The following is a 20,741-nucleotide window of genomic DNA, read 5'->3' as shown; positions in this document are numbered from 1 at the left end:
AGGCCTGACGGGGCGCTTCACTGTTGAGAGATCAGACCAGCGAACGCAGCACGTACTGCAGGATGCCGCCGTTGCGGTAGTAGTCAGCCTCACCGGGGGTGTCGATGCGGACGACTGCGTCGAACTCCACGACCTGCTTGCCTTCGGGCGAGTGCTCGCTCGGGGTCGCCGTGACCTTGACGGTCTTCGGCGTCACACCGGTGTTGAGCTCTTCGAGACCCGTGATCGAGACGATCTCGGTGCCGTCGAGGCCGAGCGACTCCCAGCTCTCCCCTGCGGGGAACTGCAGCGGGACGACGCCCATGCCGATGAGGTTGGAGCGGTGGATCCGCTCGAAGCTCTCGGTGATGACCGCCTTGACGCCCAGCAGGCTCGTGCCCTTGGCCGCCCAGTCGCGCGACGAGCCGGAGCCGTATTCCTTGCCACCGAAGATGACGAGCGGCGTGCCCTGCTCCTGGTAGTTCATGCTCGCGTCGTAGATGTACGACTGCGGGCCGCCGGGCTGCGTGAAGTCGCGGGTGAAGCCACCCTCGACGACCTGCCCGTCGTTGACCGCCGAGACCATGACGTTCTTCAGGCGGATGTTCGCGAACGTGCCGCGGATCATCACCTCGTGGTTGCCACGACGCGAGCCGAAGGAGTTGAAGTCCTTGCGGTCGACACCGTGCTCGGTGAGGTACTGCGCGGCGGGGGTGCCCGCCTTGATGTTTCCGGCCGGCGAGATGTGGTCGGTCGTGACCGAGTCGCCGAGCGTCGCCATCACGCGCGCACCTTCGATGTCCTTCACCGGGGTGAGTTCCATCGTCATGCCATCGAAGTACGGGGCCTTGCGCACGTAGGTCGACTGCTCGTCCCACTGGAAGATCGCATCGTCCGGCGTCGGCAGGCTCTTCCAGCGCTCGTCGCCTTCGAAGACGGTCGAGTACTGCTTGATGAACTGCTCACGCGAGATCGACGAGTCGACGAGCTCCTGCACCTCGGCCGTGGTGGGCCAGATGTCCTTCAGGAAGACGTCTTCACCATCGGTGCCCTTGCCGAGCGAGTCGTTCTCGAAGTCGAAGTGCATCGAACCGGCCAGCGCGTAGGCGATGACCAGCGGCGGGCTGGCGAGGTAGTTCATCTTCACGTCGGGGCTGATACGACCCTCGAAGTTGCGGTTTCCGGAGAGGACCGCCGTGACAGCGAGGTCGTGGTCGTTGATGGCCGCGGAGACCTCTTCGATCAGTGGACCCGAGTTGCCGATGCAGATCGTGCAGCCGTAGCCGACGGTGTAGAAGCCGAGGCCTTCGAGGTCCTTGTCGAGGCCGGACTTCTCGTAGTAGTCCGTGACGACCTTCGAGCCGGGGCCGAGCGTGGTCTTGACCCACGGCTTCTGCTTCAGGCCCTTCTCGAGCGCCTTGCGAGCGACGAGACCGGCGGCGATCATCACCGAAGGGTTCGACGTGTTGGTGCACGACGTGATGGCGGCGAGCGTGACGGCACCGTTGTCGAGAATGTACTTCTCGCCGGACGGGGTCGTGACCGGCACCGGCTTCGACGCATTCGCGGGTGCACCGCTGTTGATGTGCACCGGGCGGGTGGTGGTCGGCTCCTCTTCGCCGGGCACCGAACCGGGGTCGGATGCCGGGAAGGAGTGCTTCGACTCGAGGTCGACGACGGAATCCGACGTCGATGCCGAAGCGTAGCTGAGGATGTCGTGCTCGAACTGCGTCTTGGCCTCGGAGAGGAGAATGCGGTCCTGCGGGCGCTTCGGGCCGGCGATCGACGGCACGACGGTGCCGAGGTCGAGCTCGAGGTATTCGCTGAAGGTCGGCTCGTGCGCGGCGTCGTGCCAGAGCTTCTGCTCCTTGGCGTACGCCTCGACGAGTGCGACTGCCTCATCGCTGCGACCGGTGAGACGCAGGTAGTCGAGCGTCACGTCGTCGATCGGGAAGATCGCCGCGGTGGACCCGAACTCGGGGCTCATGTTGCCGATGGTCGCGCGGTTCGCGAGCGGCACGGATGCCACGCCCTCACCGTAGAACTCGACGAACTTGCCGACGACGCCGTGCTTGCGCAGCAGGTCGGTGATCGTGAGCACGACGTCGGTCGCGGTCACGCCGGCGGGGATCTCGCCGCTCAGCTTGAAGCCGACGACGCGCGGGATGAGCATCGACACGGGCTGGCCGAGCATCGCGGCCTCTGCCTCGATGCCGCCGACGCCCCAGCCGAGCACGCCGAGGCCGTTGACCATGGTGGTGTGCGAGTCCGTGCCGACACAGGTGTCGGGGTAGGCGCGCAGGACACCGTTCACGTCGCGGTCGTAGATGACCTTGGCGAGGTGCTCGATGTTCACCTGGTGCACGATGCCCGTTCCGGGAGGAACGACCTTGAAGTCGCTGAACGCCGTCTGGCCCCAGCGGAGGAACTGGTAGCGCTCGCCGTTGCGCTCGTACTCGATCTCGACGTTGCGCTCGAGTGCGTTCTCGGAGCCGAAGAGGTCTGCGATCACGGAGTGGTCGATGACCATCTCAGCGGGCGAGAGCGGGTTGATCTTGTTCGCATCGCCGCCGAGAGCGGTGACGGCTTCGCGCATGGTCGCGAGGTCGACGATGCACGGCACACCGGTGAAGTCCTGCATGACCACGCGGGCCGGCGTGAACTGGATCTCGGTGTTGGGCTCTGCCGCAGCATCCCACGACCCCAGCGCCTCGATCTGCGCCTTCGTCACGTTCGCGCCGTCCTCGGTGCGAAGCAGGTTCTCCAGGAGAACCTTGAGACTGAAGGGGAGCTTCTCGAAACCGGGCACCGTGTCGATGCGGAAGATCTCATAGTCGGTGCTGCCGACTGTCAGGGTGCTCTTGGCACCGAAGCTGTTCACCGTGGACACGGATCCGTCTCCTTCTGATCTGATGGGAGCGACAGGCGCTTCCATCTTGGTCGCCTCGGAGGCTCTGCGGCTAGCAAGGCGTACCTAACAGTCTGCGCCTTTCCGCCCCGCGGCAGAAGCCTGCGATTTATCTTGACATCAAGATAAATCTATCACGCCGGGGAGACGGCCTCGTCACTCGGCGCGCGGGGATACAGCGCGCGGACGACCAGCCACGTCACCGCGATCAGCGGTGCGAACAACGGAAGACCCATGATCAGCTTCAGGGTGCCGAGTGCGGTCACATCGCCCGCGAGATACAGCGGCAGCTGCACGACGAGGCGGGCGAAGAACAGTGCAGCCCAGGCGATGCCGAGCCACAGGAAGGCCCGTCGCTTGCGGCGATCCGCACGCCACGCGGTGCCCTCCCCCATCAGGAAGCCGACGGCGACGCCGATGAGCGACCAGCCGATGAGCGCGGAGACCAGCAGCACCGAACCGTAGACCGCATTCGTGATGAGGCCCGGCACGAAATTGTCCTCGCCGCGGCCCGTCCACAGCGCGAGTCCGGCGGCCGCGGCTGCTGCGACGAGACCACCGATCGCGGCGGACGGTGGCGACTTCTGGATCAGCCGGACGATCGTGAAGACGGCGGCGAGCCCGACCGACACGCCGAGCGCGAGGATCAGCGGCTGCGGCTTGAGGGTGAACAGGATGACGAATGCGAGGCTCGGCAGGACCGATTCGAGGATGCCGCGCCAACCGCCCATCGCGGACCAGACGACCTTCGAGGTGCTCCCCTCGCCTGACGGATCGAGTCCGGCACGACGAGCGGCCCCACCGAGAGCTGCGCCCAGGATGTCGGACGCCGACTGCTCCTTCTCCGCGCCGGGTTCTGGGACGCTCACGCGGAACCGGGAGTCGCCGGCATCTTCAGCGGGATCAGGTCACGCGGCGGCATGGGCGATCCACCGCGCACGACGACGATCGACCGGAAGAGATCTTCGACCTTCTCGGCCGCGTCGGGGTCGGATGCCGCGGCTCCCCCGATCACGCCGCGAAGGAACCACCGAGGACCGTCGATGCCGATGAAGCGTGCGAGACGCAGGCCGGAACCTTCGCTCGCGGTCGCCGGGACCTCCGCGAGGAGTTCCTTGCCGAGCGCGCCATCGCGCTCCTCGACACGGCCGCCCTGCGCCTTGACCTGGTCGCGCAGCTGCACTCGCGTCTCGTCCCAGAGGCCACCGGAGCGCGGAGCGGCGAACGGCTGCACCTGCAACGAGGAGTCCGCATAGTCGAGACCGACCGCGACGATGCGCTTGGACTGCTCCTCGACCTCGAGGCGGAGGTTCAGGCCTTCACGCGGAAGGATCTTGATGCCGCCGAGGTCGATGTACGGACGAACCGGATTCGCCTCCGAGTCATCGAAAGGACCGTCCGTCGCCCGGTTGACCGGTGCGGACTTCGCGGGGTTGGGGGTGTTGTCAGTCATTGCTCTTCCCTGCCTGATATCCGGTTGATCCGAAACCGCCTTCGCCACGAACACTGTCGGGCAGTTCGTCGACCGGAATGAACGTCGCTCGTGACACGGGCATCACGATCAGCTGCGCGATGCGATCGCCGACGGCCACATCGTACGCGCTGCGGGTATCGGTGTTGATCAGACTCACCTTGATCTCGCCGCGATAACCGGCGTCCACGGTGCCGGGCGAGTTCACGATCGAGATGCCGTGCTTCGCCGCCAGGCCGCTGCGCGGCACGACGAAGGCGACATACCCCTCCGGGAGCGCGATGCGGACACCGGTCGCGACGAGCGCGCGTTCGCCAGGCTCGAGCCGCAGCGCTTCCGCCGCGACGAGGTCGGCACCGGCGTCGCCGGGGTGCGCATATCCGGGGACCACGACATCACCATCCAGAACAGGAGCGATAATGGGGACATCAACGGAATCGGTCACCCCATGAGGCTAATGCAGAACCCCACGACAGGTACACGGACGCTCTACCGCGAACGGCTCTCCCCCAGCCTCAGGCTGCTGGTGACGGTCGCACTCGCCGGTCCGATGGTCTCGCTGATCTTCGTCCCGGTCGGCTCGACCGTGGCTCTGGTGGCCGGCGCCGCCGTCTCGGCGCTGCTCGTCATCCTGTTCATCGCAGCGACCCCAGTGGTCGCCGTCGACGGCGCAGAGCTGCGCGCAGGACGCGCGCACATCGACACCAGATTCCTCGGCGAACCGGTCGCGCTGACCGGCGAAGAGGCACGACAGGCTCGCGGACCCGGCCTCCCGGCACGAGGCTGGCACGTCATCCGGGGCGGCATCGACGGCATCGTGGTGGTGCCGAACATCGACCCCGACGACCCGGCGAAATCGTGGACGATCTCGACCCGCACCCCTGACCGCCTGGCCGCCGCCATCCGCGCATCGCAGTCCTGAGCGACGACGCAGTCGGCAGCCACGGCCGGAAATGACGACGCGCCCCTGACCGGAAGGTCGGGGGCGCGTTGCGATTCACGTGTGCGTGCTCAGGCAGCACACTCCTTGCAGATGGGGCCGGAAGCACCCTCGTGGTCGAGCTGCGAACGGTGCTTCACGAGGAAGCAGTTCATGCAGGTGAACTCGTCCTGCTGCGCGGGCAGCACGACGACATCCAGTTCGAGGTCGGAGAGGTCGGCTCCAGGGAGGTCGAAGTTCGAAGGGTTGTCGGAGTCTTCGTCCCCGGAGGATCCGGAGGACTTGTCCGGAACACGCTCCTTGAGGGCTTCGATCGACTCTGAGTCGTCTTCACTCTTTCGGGGAGCGTCGTAGTCGGTTGCCATGCGGTAGATCTCCACTTTCATGGTGCGAGTGGGTGGTGCGCCGTCGGGTATTCGGCGGCCACAGTTTGCACGACCCGAAGCGAATACGCAAATGCTGACGGGTGCGACAGAGCAAACTCACGGCACGCCCAGACTATTCCCGCCCTCAGCCCTTCTCGCGTGACACCATGAACGGACACCCATCAGAGGGGCATTCGCATGGAAAACGTCACGATCGTCGGCACAGAGGCAGGACTGCTCGTACTCGCCACCGAGTCGGGCGAGCGCTTCGCGCTGCCCATCGACGATGTCCTGCAGCGCGAGATCCGACGAGCCACTCGTCAGGCCGAGCCTGGCGTCCAGCGCCTCGCCGCGAGTCCTCGCGACATCCAGGCTCAGATCCGCGCCGGACTCACCGCTCCCGAGGTGTCCGAACTGCTCGGGATCACCGTCGAGGACGTCATCCGCTTCGAAGGCCCGGTCCTCGCCGAGCGCGAGCACATCATCGGGCAGGCACTCGCCGTCCCCGTGCTGATCGGCAGCGAGGTCGAACCCGACGCACAGCCGACCTTCGGCGCCGCAGTGCGCGCGAAGCTGGCCGATGTCGTCGCCACGGACGAACGCTGGGCGAGCTGGAAGGACGAGTCCGGCTGGATCGTCAAGCTCGAATTCACCGCGAGCGAGGTCGAGCATGACGCACGCTGGAGCTTCGACCCGCGCCGCAGCGCGCTGTCGCCGCTGAACGCCGATGCCACGCAGCTGTCCCGTCAGGGAGCTCTCCCCGAGGGGCTGATCCCCCGTCTGCGCGCCGTCGATGCAGAACGCACCACGTCGCCGTACAAGGACGAGAGCCGATTCGACTCCGGCGCTTTCGGTCCTCGCCTGGTGCCCTCGCCCGAGGCTGACGTCGAGGACCCGTCGCTGCCTGAACGCTCCAACGCCGCAGCACAGCACGCCGCGATCAAGCGCGCGCCCGAATCGGCATCCACGAACCCTGAGACGGCCGACCTCCTCGAGGCACTGCGGCGGCGCCGCGGACAGCGCGAGAATGCTCCACTGATCGACGCCTCGGACACCCATGATGCTCCCGAGGCTGCGCCGATCGCGCTCTTCGACGCCTTCGAGACGGCACCGGTCGAGCCGGTCGAGGAAACGCAGCGGACGGAGACTCAGGAGTCGCCGTCAGACTCCGGAGCACGCCGTCGTCGTCGCAATGCGATGCCGTCGTGGGATGAGATCGTCTTCGGCGCGAAGACCGACGAGTAGTCGCCGCAGCGAGCTCAGCGCGCGAAAGCGCCGAGTCGCAGCAGCGGGACGGTGCGTTCCTCCGGCGTGAGCGCGCCGTGCTGTCCGACCATGCCCCGCCCGCGCTGGTCGGCGGCGGTCCCGTCATAGATCGCCCAGACGCCACGAGCGATCGCGAGCACGTCGCCGATACGCGAGGCTGCTGCGTCGGTGACCCGCGAGCCGAACAGTCCTGCGGCGACCGCCTCGTCGCGCGTGATGACGTCGGCGACGCCGTCGAGGTCTGCGCGCCAGCGCGCGAGCACCGCCTCGTGGTCGGCATCCGGCTCGAGGTAGGCGTGCAGCATCCGCGGTTCCCCTCCGACATGCCGGATCCCTGCGAGGTGCCCCTCGTCGAGGATCATCTGGCGCCGTGAGGGCACATCGACCATGCCATGGTCTGAGGTCACGAGCACGCCGACGCCAGCGGGAGCACGGAGCGCGAGCGCCGCATCGATGTCCTCGAGCGCGGCGACCCACTCCGCCGAGGCGATCCCATGCTTGTGCCCCGCCTTGTCGACCTCGGGCAGATAGCAGTACACGAGTGCGCCGGGATGCCGTTCAGCCAGCTCGTACGCGACCTGCACGCGCTCCGCAGGAGTCTCGGCGGCGACGAACTCGGCACCGCGGAGCGTCGCCCTCGTGAAGCCGCTCTTGGCGTAGGCGGCGACCCCGATGGCGAAGGACGGATGCCCCGCTGCAGCGGCCTGCTCGAAGATCGTCGGCACGGGTTGCCACGTCATCGGGTCCAGCCCGTCCGTCTCCCATCCGGTCAGCTGGTTCACCAGCCTGTCCCGGCCGCGGTCGAGCACGCGGTACCCGACGAGGCCATGAACTCCCGGGTGCTCGCGGGTGAGAATGCTCGTGAGCGCGGCAGCCGTCGTCGACGGGAACACGCTGCGTGCGACATCCTTCTTCGCCATCCCGGAGGTCAGCGCCCTGGCGTGACCCGCGTGCGCACGGAGGCTGATCGCGCCGAGGCCGTCGACCACGACGAGCACGACCGAACGAGCCGCCGGCAGCTCGGTGGACTCGCCGCGCAGAGACGAGAAGAGGTCGTCCGCCACCCCGACCACGCTCCGGGTCGACGGCGACTCGGACGGTAGCATGAGTGACATCCGTGCCAGTCTGACACAGGCCACCAGTCACGCCCTCAGGAAGTCCATGCCGAAAACTCCGCCGCCCGAGCCCGTCGAGGAACGCATCCAGGACATCGACCTGTCCAGCGAGATGCAGGGCTCGTTCCTCGAATACGCGTACTCGGTCATCTACTCGCGCGCACTTCCGGATGCCCGCGACGGCCTGAAGCCGGTGCAGCGACGCATCCTGTACCAGATGGCCGAGATGGGCCTTCGGCCGGACCGCGGTCACGTCAAGAGCGCCCGCGTCGTCGGCGAGGTCATGGGAAAGCTCCACCCCCACGGTGACACGGCGATCTACGACGCGCTCGTGCGACTGGCGCAGGAGTGGGCGCTCCGCGTGCCTCTCGTGGACGGACACGGCAACTTCGGCTCGCTCGACGACGGTCCGGCAGCCGCTCGGTACACCGAGGCACGCCTCGCAGCCGCTGCGCTCGCGCTCACCGAGAACCTCGACGAGGACGTCGTCGACTTCATCCCGAACTACGACGGCCAGTTCCAGCAGCCGTCCGTGCTGCCTGCGGCGTTCCCGAACCTGCTCGTCAACGGCGCGAGCGGGATCGCGGTCGGCATGGCGACCAACATGGCACCGCACAACCTCATCGAGGTCGTCGCGGCCGCCACGCATCTGCTCGAGCACCCCGACGCCACGACCGAAGACCTGATGGAGTTCGTCCCCGGCCCGGACTTCCCGGCCGGCGGCGTGCTCATGGGCCTCGACGGCGTCAAGGATGCCTATGCGACAGGACGCGGCGCTCTGAAGGTCCGCGGCAAGGTCTCGGTCGAACCGCTCGGTCCACGGCGCACCGGCATCATCGTGTCTGAGCTGCCGTACATGGTCGGTCCAGAGCGCCTGATCGAGAAGATCCGCGACGCCGTGCAGTCCAAGAAGCTGCAGGGCATCAGCGATGTCACCGACCTCACCGACCGCAACCACGGCCTTCGTGTCGCGATCGGCATCAAGACCGGGTTCGACCCCAACGCGGTGCTCGAGCAGCTCTACCGGCTGACGCCGCTGGAGGACTCCTTCAGCATCAACAACGTCGCCCTGGTCGACGGTCAGCCGCGCACGCTCGGCCTCAAGGAGATGCTGAGCGTCTACGTGGGCCACAGGCTCGAGGTGATCACCCGACGCAGCCGATACCGCCTGGCTCGCCGCGAGGAGCGCCTGCACCTCGTCGAGGGCCTCCTGATCGCGATCCTCGACATCGACGAGGTCATCCAGGTCATCCGCTCCTCCGACGACTCGGAGCAGGCGCGCAGCCGACTGCGTTCGGTGTTCGATCTCAGCGAGCTCCAGGCCGAGTACATCCTCGAGCTGCGCCTTCGCCGCCTGACGAAGTTCTCGCGTATCGAGCTCGAGGCCGAGCGCGATGCGCTCAAGGCCGAGATCGCGAAGCTCCAGGAGCTCCTCGGCAGCCCGGCTCTGCTGCGCAACGCCGTCGCCACCGAGCTCGACGCCGCGGCCGAGGCCTATGGCACTCCGCGTCGCACGCTGCTCATGAACGCCGCCCCGCCCAAGCCCCGCGCTTCCAAGGGCGCCGTCGACCTGCAGATCGCGGATGCGCCGACCGTCCTGGTGCTCTCTACGACCGGGCGCGCCGTGCGCATCGATCTCGGCGAGGGCCAGGAGCTCACGGTCCCCGCGCGACGCAGCAAGCACGACGCGATCCTGACGACGTTCGAGACCACAGTGCGCTCCGAGGTGGGCGCGCTCACGAGCGCGGGGCGAGTGGTGCGCTTCTCCCCCGTCGATCTCCCGTCCGTCCCCTCGTCGTCCGTCCAGTTGGCCGCCGGTACTCCGCTGCGCGACTACCTCAACATCACCACGCGCGGCGAACGGATCATCGGCTTCCTGCGCTTCGACAGCGAGACGCCGATCGCGCTCGGCACGCTCCAGGGCACCGTCAAGCGCATCGTGCCGAACACGCTGCCCGTGCGTCCCGAGATCGAGGTCATCGGGCTGAAGGCCGGCGACGTCGTGGTCGGTGCCGCGCAGGCGCCGGACGACGCTGAGCTCGTCTTCATCACGACGGATGCGCAGCTGTTGCACTTCGCCGCCTCGACCGTTCGCCCTCAGGGTGCCCCCGCGGGCGGCATGGCCGGCATCAAGCTCGGTTCGGGATCGTCTGTGTTGTTCTTCGGCGTCGTGGACGCCCCCGACACCGCAGTGGTCGCCACGGTCTCGGGCGCCGAGGGCATTCTGCCGGGCACGGATGCCGGCAGGGCGAAGGTCACCGCGTTCACCGAGTACCCGGCCAAGGGCCGTGCGACCGGCGGCGTGCGAGCGCACTCGTTCCTGAAGGGCGAGGATCGACTCACCGTGGCCTGGGCGGGCCCCGCTCCGGCGCAGGCGGTCGACCCCACCGGCGCCGTCCGCCGACTCCCCGACGCAGGGGCACGCCGCGACGCCTCCGGTCAGCCCATCGAGGGCGTGATCGGCAGCATCGGCCGCACGATCGCCTGATCGCACAGCCGACAGCGACGCGCTGAACCGCGAGCGCTGATCCCGCCGCGCGGATCAGCCGACGCTGAGCCTCCGACGCGGATCAGGCGTCGATGGCCTCGCGCGACAACCGGTCCGACGAGTCGATGATGAACTCGCGACGAGGCGCGACCTCGTTGCCCATCAGCAGCTCGAACACTCGTCCGGCGGCTTCGGCATCCTCCATCCGAACACGGCGGAGGAGCCGCCCCGATCGGTCCATGGTGGTGTTGGCGAGCTGCTCGGCATCCATCTCACCGAGTCCTTTGTAGCGCTGGATCGGCTCGTGCCAGCGCTTGCCAGCCTTTCGCAGCTTCGTGAGCAGGGCGTGCATCTCCTGCTCGCTGTACGTGTAGATCGTCTCGTTCGGCTTCGACCCCGGGTTCATCACGATCACACGGTGCAGCGGTGGCACGGCTGCGAACACTCGTCCATGCTCGATCAGTGGACGCATGTAGCGGAAGAACAACGTCAACAGCAGCGTACGGATGTGCGCGCCGTCGACATCGGCGTCGCTCATCAGGATCACCTTGCCGTACCGTGCCGCGTCGATGTCGAACGATCGCCCTGAGCCGGCTCCGATCACCTGGATGATCGATGCGCACTCGGCGTTCGAGAGCATGTCACCGACCGAGGCCTTCTGCACATTGAGGATCTTGCCTCGAATGGGCAGCAGCGCCTGGAACTCGCTGTTGCGCGCGTTCTTGGCCGTCCCGAGTGCCGAGTCGCCCTCGACGATGAACAGCTCGCTGCGCTCGACCTCGTTGGTACGGCAATCGACGAGCTTGGTCGGCAGCGTCGACGACTCCAGCGCGTTCTTGCGCCGCTGCGTCTCCTTGTGAGCGCGCGCGGAGACACGGGCCTTCATCTCGGCGACGATCTTGTCGAGCAGCTGCGTGGACTGGATCTTGTCGTCTCGCTTGGTCGAGCTGAACCGCTGCCCGAGGTCCTTGCGGAGCACCTGCGCCACGATCTGGCGCACGGCCGGCGTGCCGAGCACCTCCTTGGTCTGCCCCTCGAACTGGGGCTCAGGGACATTGACGGTGAGCACGGCGGTGAGGCCGGCCAGGACGTCGTCCTTCTCGAGCTTGTCGTTGCCGACCTTGAGGCGCCGGGCGTTCTGCTCGACCTGCGCCCGCAGCACCTTGAGCATCTCCTGCTCGAAGCCCTGCTGGTGCGTACCGCCCTTCGGCGTCGCGATGATGTTGACGAACGAGCGGATCGACGTCTCGTAGCCGGTTCCCCAGCGCAGGGCGATATCGACCTCGCACGTGCGCTCGACCTCGGTCGCGATCATGTGGCCGTCTGCTTGGAGCACCGGAACGGTCTCCTTGAACGTGCCGGAGCCCTGGATACGCCAGTTGTCGGTGACGGGCGGATCGGATGCGAGATAGTCGACGAACTCGGAGATGCCACCGTCGTAGCGGTACGAGGTCTCGATGTGCTCCTCACCGCGGTGATCGCGGATCACGATCTCGAGGCCGGGAACCAGGAACGCCGTCTGGCGTGCCCGGTTCTCCAGCTCGCCGAGCTGGAAGGCCGCATCCTTGGTGAAGATCTGACGGTCGGCCCAATAGCGCACCCTGGTACCGGTGACGCCGCGAGGCGCCTTGCCCGCCACCCGGAGCTCGCTCCCATCCTGGAACGGACGGAACGGAGCGTCAGGACGCTTCTCCCCCGAATCCGTGAAGATGCCGGGCTCTCCGCGGTGGAACGACATGGCGTAGGTCTTGCTACCACGGTCGACCTCGACATCGAGGCGCTCCGAGAGCGCGTTGACGACGGATGCGCCGACACCGTGCAGACCACCGGAGGCCGCGTACGAACCGCCGCCGAACTTGCCGCCGGCGTGCAGCTTGGTGAAGACGACCTCGACACCGGTCAAGCCGGTGCGCGGTTCGACGTCGACGGGGATGCCACGGCCGAAGTCGTGCACCTCGACGCTGCCGTCGGCGTGCAGGATGATGTCGATCTTGGTGCCGTTGCCCGCAACGGCTTCGTCGACGGCGTTGTCGATGATCTCCCAGAGGCAGTGCATGAGCCCGGGCGATCCGTTCGAACCGATATACATACCGGGACGTTTGCGGACGGCTTCGAGTCCTTCGAGCACCTGGAGATGATGGGCGGAATACTCGGCGGTCACAATCTCCGAGTCTATTCTCGACCGGGCCTTCCGGCCTGCAGACACTCCTCAGCACGGTCGACCTGGGGTGCTCCGCGTACGCGCTGAGCGAAACACGCCGTGATCCGGGCATGCATGCAGCTTGTGCGTGGTTGTATTGAGCACGCTCCAACAGCGAACCCGACACCTCGAGGAGGCACCGAGATGAACGCTACAACCGAACGTGAGACCTCTACCGTCGAGTTCCGACTGACGGCTTTGGACCGCTGCGATTCCTGCGGCGCGCAGGCGTACATCGCCGCCGAAGTCAACGGCTCCGAACTCCTCTTCTGCGCACACCACGGTCGCAAGTACGAAGAGAAGCTTCGCAGCGTCGCAACGAGCTGGCACGACGAGACCTCGCGTCTCATCGAAGCCGTCTGACGCAGAGCGCCCCGAGCAGGGGCGCCGCACGTCACCTGCGCCGGAACGTCAGTCGCTGACGGTCCGGCGCACTCTTGTGCTCAGGCGGGTGAGGATCTCCTCGCCCACCGTCCCGATGCGCTCGGCGAGCGTCGTCGCGCTGACCTCTCCGAGATCACCCGCGCCGAAGATCCGCACCTCGTCGCCGACGGCCATGTGCGGCCAGCCCTCGACGATGCTCGAGGTGGGATCGATCCGGCGGAGCTCGCGTGCGCCGGCCGGCGTGCCCACCGATGACCCGCTGAGCGTCGAGGGGAGCCCGTCGAAGCTTCCGATGCTGATCACCGCATCCGAGCCGTCGAGTTCGACCACGCTCGCGACGAGCGACGCGATGGGACGGATACCGTCGAGTTCGGGGCCGTCTGCGGATCGCACGCCGTAGCAGAACGCGCCGATGCGCGAGAGCGAGCCGCGCAGCTCCGGGCGCCACCACGAAGCCGCAGATGCGGTGAGGTGCTGCAGCGACGGCGTGGCACCCGACTCGGACGCAACACGGATCGCGTCGAGGAACACGAGCTGGGCGTCGTCGTCCTCCGCATCACTCGCTTCGGCGATATGGCTCCAGATCCCCACCAGCTCCAGGGCACCCGATGCCTCTGCCGCACGAGCGACCGCGACCGCGGCATCCCACTGCTCCGGCAGCAGACCGTTCCGGTGCAGGCCGGTGTCGATCTTGAGGTGCACGCGTGCGCGGCGCCCCAGCTCGAACGCACGAGCGATCACCCGCTCGAGATACTCCGCGCTTCCGACGCCGAGGTCGATGTCGCTCAGGAGCGCATCGTCGATCTCGGTATCCGTCGAGGTCGCCCAGGCGAAGATCCGCGCGCCGGACGCAGCCGCACGTCGAACACGGAGCGCTGTCGGGATGTCGTAGCTCCCGAACCACTCCACACCTGCCGCGGTGGCTTCGGCCACGGCCCACGCGAGCCCGTGGCCGTACGCGTCGTCCTTCACGACGAGCAGCAGCATCGACGGGGCGATGCGGTCGCGGACGGCATCGATGTTGTCGCGGAACGTGCTGGCACTCAGACGCAGCTCAGGGCGGATCATGCTTCCCAGCCTCTCTCGGCGTGGGCGCCTGCGACCGTCACGAGCTCGCCGATCGAGAGGCCGGTGACCTGCGCCCAGCGCGCGAGCGCGGGAGCCGCAGCACCCGTCCCGCCGAAATACGTCGCCTCGGTGCCGACTGCGACGTCGGCGCCTTCCAGATCGACGACACAGACGTCCATGGCGACCCGCCCGATGATCGGTCGCTGCGTCCCCTCGATCTCGACGTGCGCCTGATTCCCCAGCGCACGCACGATCCCCTGCGCGTACCCGCCGGTGACCAGCGCCACCTTCGTATCGACGACAGCACGATGCGTGTAGCCGTACGACACGGCATCGCCGGCACGCAGCCGCTTCGTGGAAAGGACGTGTCCGACCAGACGCAGCACGGGGCGCGTCACCAGGGTGCCATCGGATTCCGGCAGGCCGTAGAGCCGAGCCGGTTCGATATCGGGCTCCCCGGAGACGACCGCATCGATGCCCTCCAGCGCCAGCGCCTCGGCCTCGCCGGTCGAGTCGACCAGCACCTGCACCGCGCCGGCAGCCGTGACGGCATGCGCGACGGCGAGCACCCCGTGGCCCCAGGCGTCGCGACGCAGGTCGGCGAGTCCGCCGCCGCTGTCGACCGCGAGCCTCGCCGCTGTCGCCAGGGCCGAACGGGAGATCACCGCGCGCGGCCGGGCGCTCGAAGTCGTCTCACACACGTGTTCCACCCTAGCTTCCGTCCTCTCAGCTTCTCTGTGGAGCCCCCGTAGACTGGTGGAACCCCAACCCTTCGGAGCTCCATGTCACGTCTTTCCCTCGCGCCCCGCATCCGTTATCTGCTCGGCCGCGCCCGCCGCATCGACGTCGGATCGGTCGTCGAGCGTGCGAAGGAGGCATCGGCTCAGCACCACAAGGCGGTGCCGGGCATCGTCGTCGACATGCTCTGGTCGGCCGCACGGCACAACGTCGGGTTCCAGGACTACATCGACTACGACTTCGCGATGCTCACCCGTGCCGAGCGTGAGACGTACATGACGCACCCGGTCTCGAATCAGCTGTCTCAGCGGTACGACCATCCGGACTTCCGCTGGATCTTCCAGGACAAGGTCGAGTTCGACAAGCTCTTCTCCGAGCACCTGCACCGTGAGTGGCTCGTCGTCGAGGAGGGCAACGCGGATGCCGTGCGCGAGCTCACCGAGCGCCTCGGCACGATCGTCACGAAGGAGCCGGTGGGCCAGGCCGGCACGGGCGTGCATCGCTACCACGCCGCAGACGTCGAGGACTGGACCGAGTTCCACCGGGGCCTCCTCGACCGCGGCGAACTGCTGATCGAAGAGGTCATCCGTCAGCACGATGCCCTCGCGGCGGTGTGCCCAGGCACGGTCAACACCACGCGCATCACCGCGTTCTTCGACGGTGAGAAGGCGCACATCCTCGCGATGGCGCAGAAGTTCGGCCGCGGCGCGGTCAGCGACCAGATGACCTTCGGCGGCTTCTACACGATGCTCGACGAGAATGGGCACGCGGTCGGCGCCGGGTACGACTCGCACGGTCACGTCCACGAGACGCACCCCGACTCCGGCTTCCGCATCGCGGACTTCCAGCTCCCCTATATGGAAGAGGTTCGCGCGTTCATCGACCAGGTCGCCCGCGTCGTCCCGCAGGTGCAGTACGTGGGTTGGGACATCGTGGTGTCCCCCGACGGCCCCGTGCTCGTGGAAGGCAACTGGGGCGCCGGTGTGTACGAGAACAAGCCGAGCGTGACCGGCATCCGTACCGGTCACAAGCCGCGCTACCGCGAGGTCATCGGCTTCTGATCCCGAGCCGACAGCCGCCGACCCGGCCCCTTACAGACGAACCGGCCCCTTGCGTCCAGACGCAAGGGGCCGGTTCGGCTTCAAGGGGGTGGTTCGGCGGGATCAGACCGCCCGGACGATGCCGAGCGGCGTGGACTCGAGTCCCTGGCCGAGCGGGTTGTCCTTGAGGATCTTGACCAGGCGGCGTTCGCCGTCCTTGTCGAGCGTCGATCCGAGGATGTTTCCACCGATGTCGTTGATGTCGACCACCGCGACCTCTGCGGAACCGCCGATGAGCGTCTTCACACGCGCAGCGACCTCACGGGGGTTCTTCGGGCCCAGCACGACGGCCTGGTTGTACGGCGGGATCGTGTGCTTGGTCGGGCCGTCGATCGCGCGCGCCTTGTCTCCGGCGACGCGGTAGAAGTCGCCACGGCGACCGAAGGCCTTCGTGACAGCCGACACCGCGGCAGCGAACAGGATCCTCGGCGTGCCGCACTCGCGCAACGCCATCTCCATCGTCTCCGGCATGCCGAGACCGATGCCGTACGGAGTGCGAGTGACGTACTTCGACAGGAACAACGCGAGCTTGCGCGGCTGGATCTCATCGAGACGGTAGGACCGCCCCTGCGTGATCGCGACGATCTTCTCGGTCACGAACAGGAGGTCTCCCGCCTGCACATGATCCTTCGCGTACTCGGTGATGATGGCGTCGAGGTCGTCGTCAGGCATGACGACCCGGGTACGCAACGGGATGCGTGCGTACCTCGTGCCGTCGACGCTCGTCTCGAGCGCCTTGCCGTCGTTCGCGGTGCCTTCATTCTCCTGGCTCATTCGAGGTAGTCCCGCAGCGACTGCGAGCGGCTCGGGTGGCGCAGCTTGGCCATCGTCTTCGACTCGATCTGACGGATGCGCTCACGCGTCACGCCGAACGTGTCGCCGATCTGGTCGAGCGTCTTGGGCTGTCCGTCGCCGAGGCCGAAGCGCATGCGGATCACACCGGCTTCGCGCTCCGAGAGCGAGTCGAGCAGCTGCTCGAGCTGACGCTGCAGCATCGTGAAGCCGACGGCGTCGGCCGGGACGACCGCTTCCGTGTCCTCGATCAGGTCACCGAACTCGCTGTCGCCATCCTCACCGAGGGGCGTGTGCAGCGAGATGGGCTCGCGGCCGTACTTCTGGACCTCGACGACCTTCTCGGGCGTCATGTCCAGCTCGCGGCTGAGCTCCTCGGGGGTGGGTTCGCGGCCGAGGTCCTGCAGCATCTGACGCTGCACGCGGGCGAGCTTGTTGATGACCTCGACCATGTGCACAGGGATACGGATCGTACGCGCCTGGTCGGCCATCGCACGGGTGATCGCCTGACGGATCCACCAGGTCGCATAGGTCGAGAACTTGAATCCCTTGGTGTAGTCGAACTTCTCGACAGCACGGATGAGACCCAGGTTGCCCTCCTGGATGAGATCGAGGAACTGCATCCCTCGGCCCGTGTAGCGCTTCGCAAGCGAGACGACGAGTCGGAGGTTCGCTCCGAGCAGGTGGCTCTTGGCACGCTGACCGTCGCGAGCGACCCACTGCAGGTCGAGGCCGAGCTGGCCGGCCTTCTCGGCGGCCGTCATGGTCGACAGCTTCTCTTCGGCGAAGAGACCCGCTTCGATCCGCATCGCGAGCTCGACCTCTTCGGCCGCGTTCAGCAGGGCGACCTTACCGATCTGCTTCAGGTAGTCCTTGACCGGGTCGGCGGTCGCGCCGGTGATCTGCGTCGAGTAGACGGGGACGTCTTCATCGTCGCTCGACGAGATGACGATCGCGCCGGTCGGCAGCGGCTCGGTGAACTTCGGCTTGCTGTCTTCGTCGTCGTCTGCACCGTCTTCGACGGTCCCCGCTGCGGGAGCCTCGTCGTCTTCGACGACGTCATCGGCCTTCTTCTTCTTGACGGGGGCACGCTTGGCCGCTGCGCGCTTCGCTGCGCTCAGGGGCGCAGGCTTCTCGGCTGCATCCTTCGACTCGACCTGGGCGTCGACTGCCGTCTCTTCGGCGGCCTTCTTCGTCGTCCGGGATTTGTTTGTCGTGGCAGGAGTCACGTTTCGCCTTTCACGGGGCGGCAGGACCACCCCGGGACATTTCGGACACTAGTAAGACCCTTGTCAAGTCCAGTCTGGAAAAGCACTGATTGACAACGGGTCGGACTCCTAGTATCGCACACGTGTGCCGATGCAGTCGCATTCGGACGAAGTTCGTCCGGATCCCGTTCAGCCGCGGCCCGGCTTGTCCTCATCCGAGGGACGTGAGGCGAGGTAACGCTCGAGCTCTGCGGCGAGTTCATCCGCACTCGGGAGGTCCCGTTCGCTGAATCCGCCCTCGTCGTAGGAGTCGTCGTCCGGATTGCGCCCAGCCATGTAGGCGTCGTACCGGCGTTCGAGGTTCTGCACCATCTGCTGCAGCTCGTCGTTGCCCAGCACCTGCTCGTCGACGCGGGCGAGGTAGTCCTCTCGACGCTCCTGCACCGCGTCGAGCACCAGCACGAGTCCCGTCGCCGCCATGAGCCGCTGCGCGGCGGTGATCACGGCATCCGGGTTCTCGGTCTCTGCGAGGTAATGCGGCACGAGCAGCACGAAACCGACCGTTCGATCGCCGCGCTCCGCGAAACGGAATTCGAGGAGATGGCCAGCGGTCGCCGGGACCTGCGTGCGGGGTCGCCACACGGAATGCGCCACCGTGAGGTCACGACGGTTGCCGCTGACCGTCGTGCCGATCGGACGGGTGTGCGGCACCGGCATCGCGATGGAGTGCACCCAGCTGACACCCGCGACCTCGAACTCGGTCGCGAGGTCGAGCACAGTGCGGGCGAAGGCGTTCCAGGCGAAATCGGGCTCGTATCCGGAGAGCAGCAGGAACGGTTGTCCGAGAGCGTCCTTCGCCAACGAGAGGTCGAGCTTCTGCGGGCGGAACTCGGTCAAGTGGTCCTGATCGAACGAGATGACGGGGCGGCGGGCGCGGTAGTCGAGGAGCACGTCGTTGTCGAAGACGACGATCGGCTCGGGAGAGGCCGTCTCACGGAGGTGCTCGATGAGCCCGGACACGGCGTTGCCGGCATCCGTGAAGCCGGTCAGAAGCACCACCAGCGGGAGTCCGCGGGGGACGGCCGGGGCGTTCGCTACTCGTTCATGGATCTCACCGGAGGGGGGCATTCCTCCATGCTACGAGGCACTCCAGACCCAGGGGTGGGTGACGTCATGCTGAGAGCGAACACGCGGGCACTCCCTCGCGCCCCGGCACACGCGACGATCCCTAGGATGGAAGCATGACGCTTCCCGTGCTCTCGCACACAACCGATCAGTTCCCCGGAAGCGCTGCAGATGCCGCAGTGCTCGTCGTCCCCGACATCTCGGAGTCGCAGGCATCGCTCGACGGATATCCCGGCCTCGCCGACATCCTCGCCGGAATCGGATTCACCGGTTCCGCATCCTCGTTCACCCGGGTGCACGCGCCCGAGGTCTCCTCGGTGCCGTTCGCGGTCGTCGGCGCCGGCTCGAAGGCCGACGCACTCGCCGTGCGCAATGCAGTGGGCGCCGCGGTGCGCAGCTTCACGGGCTTCGACCACCTCTCCGTCGCGCTCGCCCCCGGACTCGGGTCCTTCGGTGCGGCAGCAGCTGAGGGTGCGGTCCTCGGCGGTCACCGCTTCGACGGGTACCGGTCCGAGAAGGGCAAGGGCCGCGCCACCGCCGTCACCGTGCATGCAGAGCTCGACGATGCGACCATCCAGCGCGCACAGGCCATCGGCGACGCCGTCGCACTCGTGAAGGACCTCGTGAACGTGCCAGCCGAATGGCAGAGCCCGGCACAGCTCGCGGAACGTGCGTCGGAGAGCGTCGCGGACCTGCCCGTCACGGTCGAGATCCTCGACGAGACAGCACTCGCAGCACAGGGCTTCGGCGGAATCCTCGGCGTCGGCCAGGGTTCCGACCGTCCCCCGCGCCTGGTCCGGCTCGACTACGCGCCCGCAGACGCGAGCCGCCACATCGCGATCGTCGGGAAGGGCATCACCTTCGACACCGGCGGGCTCTCGTTGAAGCCCGCCGCCTCCATGGTCGGCATGAAGTTCGACATGGCGGGCGCAGCCACGAGCCTCGCCGCGCTCCGCGCGATCGCCACACTCGGTCTGTCGGTGCGGGTCACCGCCTGGCTGTGCATCGCCGACAACATGCCGTCAGGGCGCGCCACGCGTCCGGGCGACGTGCTGCGGATGCTCGACGGCACCACGGTCGAGGTTCTGAACACCGACGCCGAGGGTCGCCTCGTGATGGCAGACGGACTCGTCGCCGCGAGCCGCGAGAACCCCGACGTGATCATCGACGTCGCGACGCTCACCGGCGCGATCGTGATGGCGCTCGGCCACCGCCACACCGGCGTCATGGGCGACGACGACACCGTCGCGACCTTCCTCGACGTGGCTCGCTCGGTCGACGAGCCGGCCTGGCAGATGCCGCTCCCGGAGTACATGGAGGACACGCTCGACTCCCCCATCGCGGACCTCATCAACGCGAACATGAGCGACCGGGCCGGAGGCGCATCGTTCGCCGGCCTGTTCCTTCGTCGATTCGTCGGTCGCGTGTCGGATGCCGACGACGCGCCGCGCATCCCCTGGGTGCACCTCGACATCGCGGGTTCCGGCGAGCACGCCGGCGCGCCGTACGGTTTCACGGAGAAGGGCCCAACGGGGGCGATGGTCCGATCGATCGTCGCCTTCGCCGAAGACGCATCCCACCAGGAGGCATGACC

At 67.3% G+C, this 20,741-nt stretch carries 18 protein-coding genes; 6 read left to right on the top strand and 12 right to left on the bottom strand.

Annotation, left to right across the window (positions count from 1 at the left end; genetic code table 11):
* Positions 1–31: 31 nt before the first annotated feature.
* From RS83_RS14375 to dut, 4 genes are all read right to left on the bottom strand, one after another.
* A complete protein-coding gene (locus RS83_RS14375; RefSeq protein ID WP_045280192.1) occupies positions 32–2,869 on the bottom strand; it encodes an aconitate hydratase in 2,838 nt (945 codons plus the stop codon).
* A 152-nt stretch (positions 2,870–3,021) separates the two neighbouring features.
* Positions 3,022–3,756, bottom strand: coding sequence for a DUF3159 domain-containing protein (locus RS83_RS14370; protein WP_045280191.1), 735 nt, complete (start codon positions 3,754–3,756; stop codon positions 3,022–3,024).
* Entirely contained in the window at positions 3,753–4,340 is a 588-nt protein-coding gene (locus tag RS83_RS14365) for a DUF3710 domain-containing protein (protein ID WP_045280190.1), read from the bottom strand. Before RS83_RS14365 ends, RS83_RS14370 begins: the two co-directional genes overlap by 4 nt.
* On the bottom strand, positions 4,333–4,803 hold the full coding sequence (gene dut / locus RS83_RS14360; RefSeq protein WP_045280189.1) for a dUTP diphosphatase: 471 nt from the start codon (positions 4,801–4,803) through the stop codon (positions 4,333–4,335). The genes RS83_RS14365 and dut overlap by 8 nt, the downstream gene beginning before the upstream one ends.
* A 12-nt stretch (positions 4,804–4,815) precedes the next feature.
* Here dut and RS83_RS14355 point away from each other — a divergent pair, with 12 nt between their 5' ends.
* On the top strand, positions 4,816–5,280 hold the full coding sequence (locus tag RS83_RS14355; RefSeq protein WP_045280188.1) for a DUF3093 domain-containing protein: 465 nt from the start codon (positions 4,816–4,818) through the stop codon (positions 5,278–5,280).
* Positions 5,281–5,369: 89 nt separating this feature from the next.
* On the opposite strand, the gene RS83_RS14350 is transcribed toward RS83_RS14355, so the two are convergent.
* Entirely contained in the window at positions 5,370–5,663 is a 294-nt protein-coding gene (locus RS83_RS14350) for a DUF4193 domain-containing protein (protein WP_045280860.1), read from the bottom strand.
* 198 nt (positions 5,664–5,861) lie between these two features.
* On the opposite strand from RS83_RS14350, the gene sepH reads away from it, so the two are divergent.
* Positions 5,862–6,908, top strand: coding sequence for a septation protein SepH (gene sepH / locus RS83_RS14345; RefSeq protein ID WP_045280187.1), 1,047 nt, complete (start codon positions 5,862–5,864; stop codon positions 6,906–6,908).
* 14 nt (positions 6,909–6,922) lie between these two features.
* Here the strand turns inward: sepH and RS83_RS14340 are convergent, their stop codons facing one another.
* Complete coding sequence (locus tag RS83_RS14340) at positions 6,923–8,044, bottom strand: alkaline phosphatase family protein (protein WP_045280186.1); 1,122 nt, start codon at positions 8,042–8,044, stop codon at positions 6,923–6,925.
* 46 nt (positions 8,045–8,090) lie between these two features.
* Here RS83_RS14340 and RS83_RS14335 point away from each other — a divergent pair, with 46 nt between their 5' ends.
* On the top strand, positions 8,091–10,532 hold the full coding sequence (locus RS83_RS14335; protein ID WP_045280185.1) for a DNA gyrase/topoisomerase IV subunit A: 2,442 nt from the start codon (positions 8,091–8,093) through the stop codon (positions 10,530–10,532).
* Between the two features lie 82 nt (positions 10,533–10,614).
* Here RS83_RS14335 and RS83_RS14330 read toward each other — a convergent pair whose 3' ends face one another.
* A complete protein-coding gene (locus RS83_RS14330; protein ID WP_082071677.1) occupies positions 10,615–12,693 on the bottom strand; it encodes a DNA gyrase/topoisomerase IV subunit B in 2,079 nt (692 codons plus the stop codon).
* A gap of 183 nt (positions 12,694–12,876) precedes the next feature.
* On the opposite strand from RS83_RS14330, the gene RS83_RS14325 reads away from it, so the two are divergent.
* Positions 12,877–13,095, top strand: a complete 219-nt coding sequence (locus tag RS83_RS14325; protein WP_045280184.1) for a DUF7455 domain-containing protein — start codon at positions 12,877–12,879, stop codon at positions 13,093–13,095.
* Positions 13,096–13,143: 48 nt separating this feature from the next.
* Here the strand turns inward: RS83_RS14325 and RS83_RS14320 are convergent, their stop codons facing one another.
* Positions 13,144–14,184: an alanine racemase gene (locus RS83_RS14320; RefSeq protein WP_045280183.1), complete on the bottom strand. Its 1,041-nt coding sequence runs from the start codon at positions 14,182–14,184 to the stop codon at positions 13,144–13,146.
* Positions 14,181–14,885 (bottom strand): alanine racemase, encoded by a 705-nt coding sequence (locus RS83_RS14315; RefSeq protein ID WP_230114333.1) that lies wholly within the window; start codon positions 14,883–14,885, stop codon positions 14,181–14,183. Before RS83_RS14315 ends, RS83_RS14320 begins: the two co-directional genes overlap by 4 nt.
* An 81-nt stretch (positions 14,886–14,966) precedes the next feature.
* On the opposite strand from RS83_RS14315, the gene RS83_RS14310 reads away from it, so the two are divergent.
* Positions 14,967–15,983 (top strand): sugar-transfer associated ATP-grasp domain-containing protein, encoded by a 1,017-nt coding sequence (locus RS83_RS14310; RefSeq protein WP_045280182.1) that lies wholly within the window; start codon positions 14,967–14,969, stop codon positions 15,981–15,983.
* Positions 15,984–16,085: 102 nt separating this feature from the next.
* On the opposite strand, the gene RS83_RS14305 is transcribed toward RS83_RS14310, so the two are convergent.
* The 3 genes from RS83_RS14305 to RS83_RS14295 form a co-directional block, all read right to left on the bottom strand.
* Positions 16,086–16,796 carry a coenzyme F420-0:L-glutamate ligase gene (locus RS83_RS14305; protein ID WP_045280181.1) on the bottom strand — a complete coding sequence of 237 codons (711 nt, stop codon included), beginning with the start codon at positions 16,794–16,796 and terminating at the stop codon, positions 16,086–16,088.
* A complete protein-coding gene (locus RS83_RS14300; protein WP_045280180.1) occupies positions 16,793–18,043 on the bottom strand; it encodes an RNA polymerase sigma factor in 1,251 nt (416 codons plus the stop codon). Before RS83_RS14300 ends, RS83_RS14305 begins: the two co-directional genes overlap by 4 nt.
* Positions 18,044–18,211: 168 nt before the next feature.
* Entirely contained in the window at positions 18,212–19,150 is a 939-nt protein-coding gene (locus tag RS83_RS14295) for a proteasome assembly chaperone family protein (protein WP_045280179.1), read from the bottom strand.
* Positions 19,151–19,263: 113 nt separating this feature from the next.
* Between RS83_RS14295 and RS83_RS14290 the strand changes: the two genes are divergently transcribed.
* A complete protein-coding gene (locus RS83_RS14290) occupies positions 19,264–20,739 on the top strand; it encodes a leucyl aminopeptidase (protein WP_045280178.1) in 1,476 nt (491 codons plus the stop codon).
* The last annotated feature ends 2 nt before the right edge of the window (positions 20,740–20,741 follow it).

It is taken from the genome of Microbacterium oxydans (genome assembly GCF_000956525.1).
GTDB classification, from domain to species: Bacteria; Actinomycetota; Actinomycetes; order Actinomycetales; family Microbacteriaceae; genus Microbacterium; species Microbacterium oxydans_A.
Note: the sequence above shows the minus strand (reverse complement) of the source record. Positions and strands in the feature narration are given on the sequence as shown.

Coding starts and splice junctions, on each gene's coding strand:
- RS83_RS14365 (WP_045280190.1), bottom strand. CDS start 4,340: ATGACTGACAACACCCCCAACCCCGCGAAGTCCGCACCGGTCAACCGG.
- RS83_RS14355 (WP_045280188.1), top strand. CDS start 4,816: ATGCAGAACCCCACGACAGGTACACGGACGCTCTACCGCGAACGGCTC.
- RS83_RS14350 (WP_045280860.1), bottom strand. CDS start 5,663: ATGGCAACCGACTACGACGCTCCCCGAAAGAGTGAAGACGACTCAGAG.
- sepH (WP_045280187.1), top strand. CDS start 5,862: ATGGAAAACGTCACGATCGTCGGCACAGAGGCAGGACTGCTCGTACTC.
- RS83_RS14340 (WP_045280186.1), bottom strand. CDS start 8,044: ATGTCACTCATGCTACCGTCCGAGTCGCCGTCGACCCGGAGCGTGGTC.
- RS83_RS14335 (WP_045280185.1), top strand. CDS start 8,091: ATGCCGAAAACTCCGCCGCCCGAGCCCGTCGAGGAACGCATCCAGGAC.
- RS83_RS14325 (WP_045280184.1), top strand. CDS start 12,877: ATGAACGCTACAACCGAACGTGAGACCTCTACCGTCGAGTTCCGACTG.
- RS83_RS14320 (WP_045280183.1), bottom strand. CDS start 14,184: ATGATCCGCCCTGAGCTGCGTCTGAGTGCCAGCACGTTCCGCGACAAC.
- RS83_RS14310 (WP_045280182.1), top strand. CDS start 14,967: ATGTCACGTCTTTCCCTCGCGCCCCGCATCCGTTATCTGCTCGGCCGC.
- RS83_RS14305 (WP_045280181.1), bottom strand. CDS start 16,796: ATGAGCCAGGAGAATGAAGGCACCGCGAACGACGGCAAGGCGCTCGAG.
- RS83_RS14295 (WP_045280179.1), bottom strand. CDS start 19,150: ATGCCCCCCTCCGGTGAGATCCATGAACGAGTAGCGAACGCCCCGGCC.
- RS83_RS14290 (WP_045280178.1), top strand. CDS start 19,264: ATGACGCTTCCCGTGCTCTCGCACACAACCGATCAGTTCCCCGGAAGC.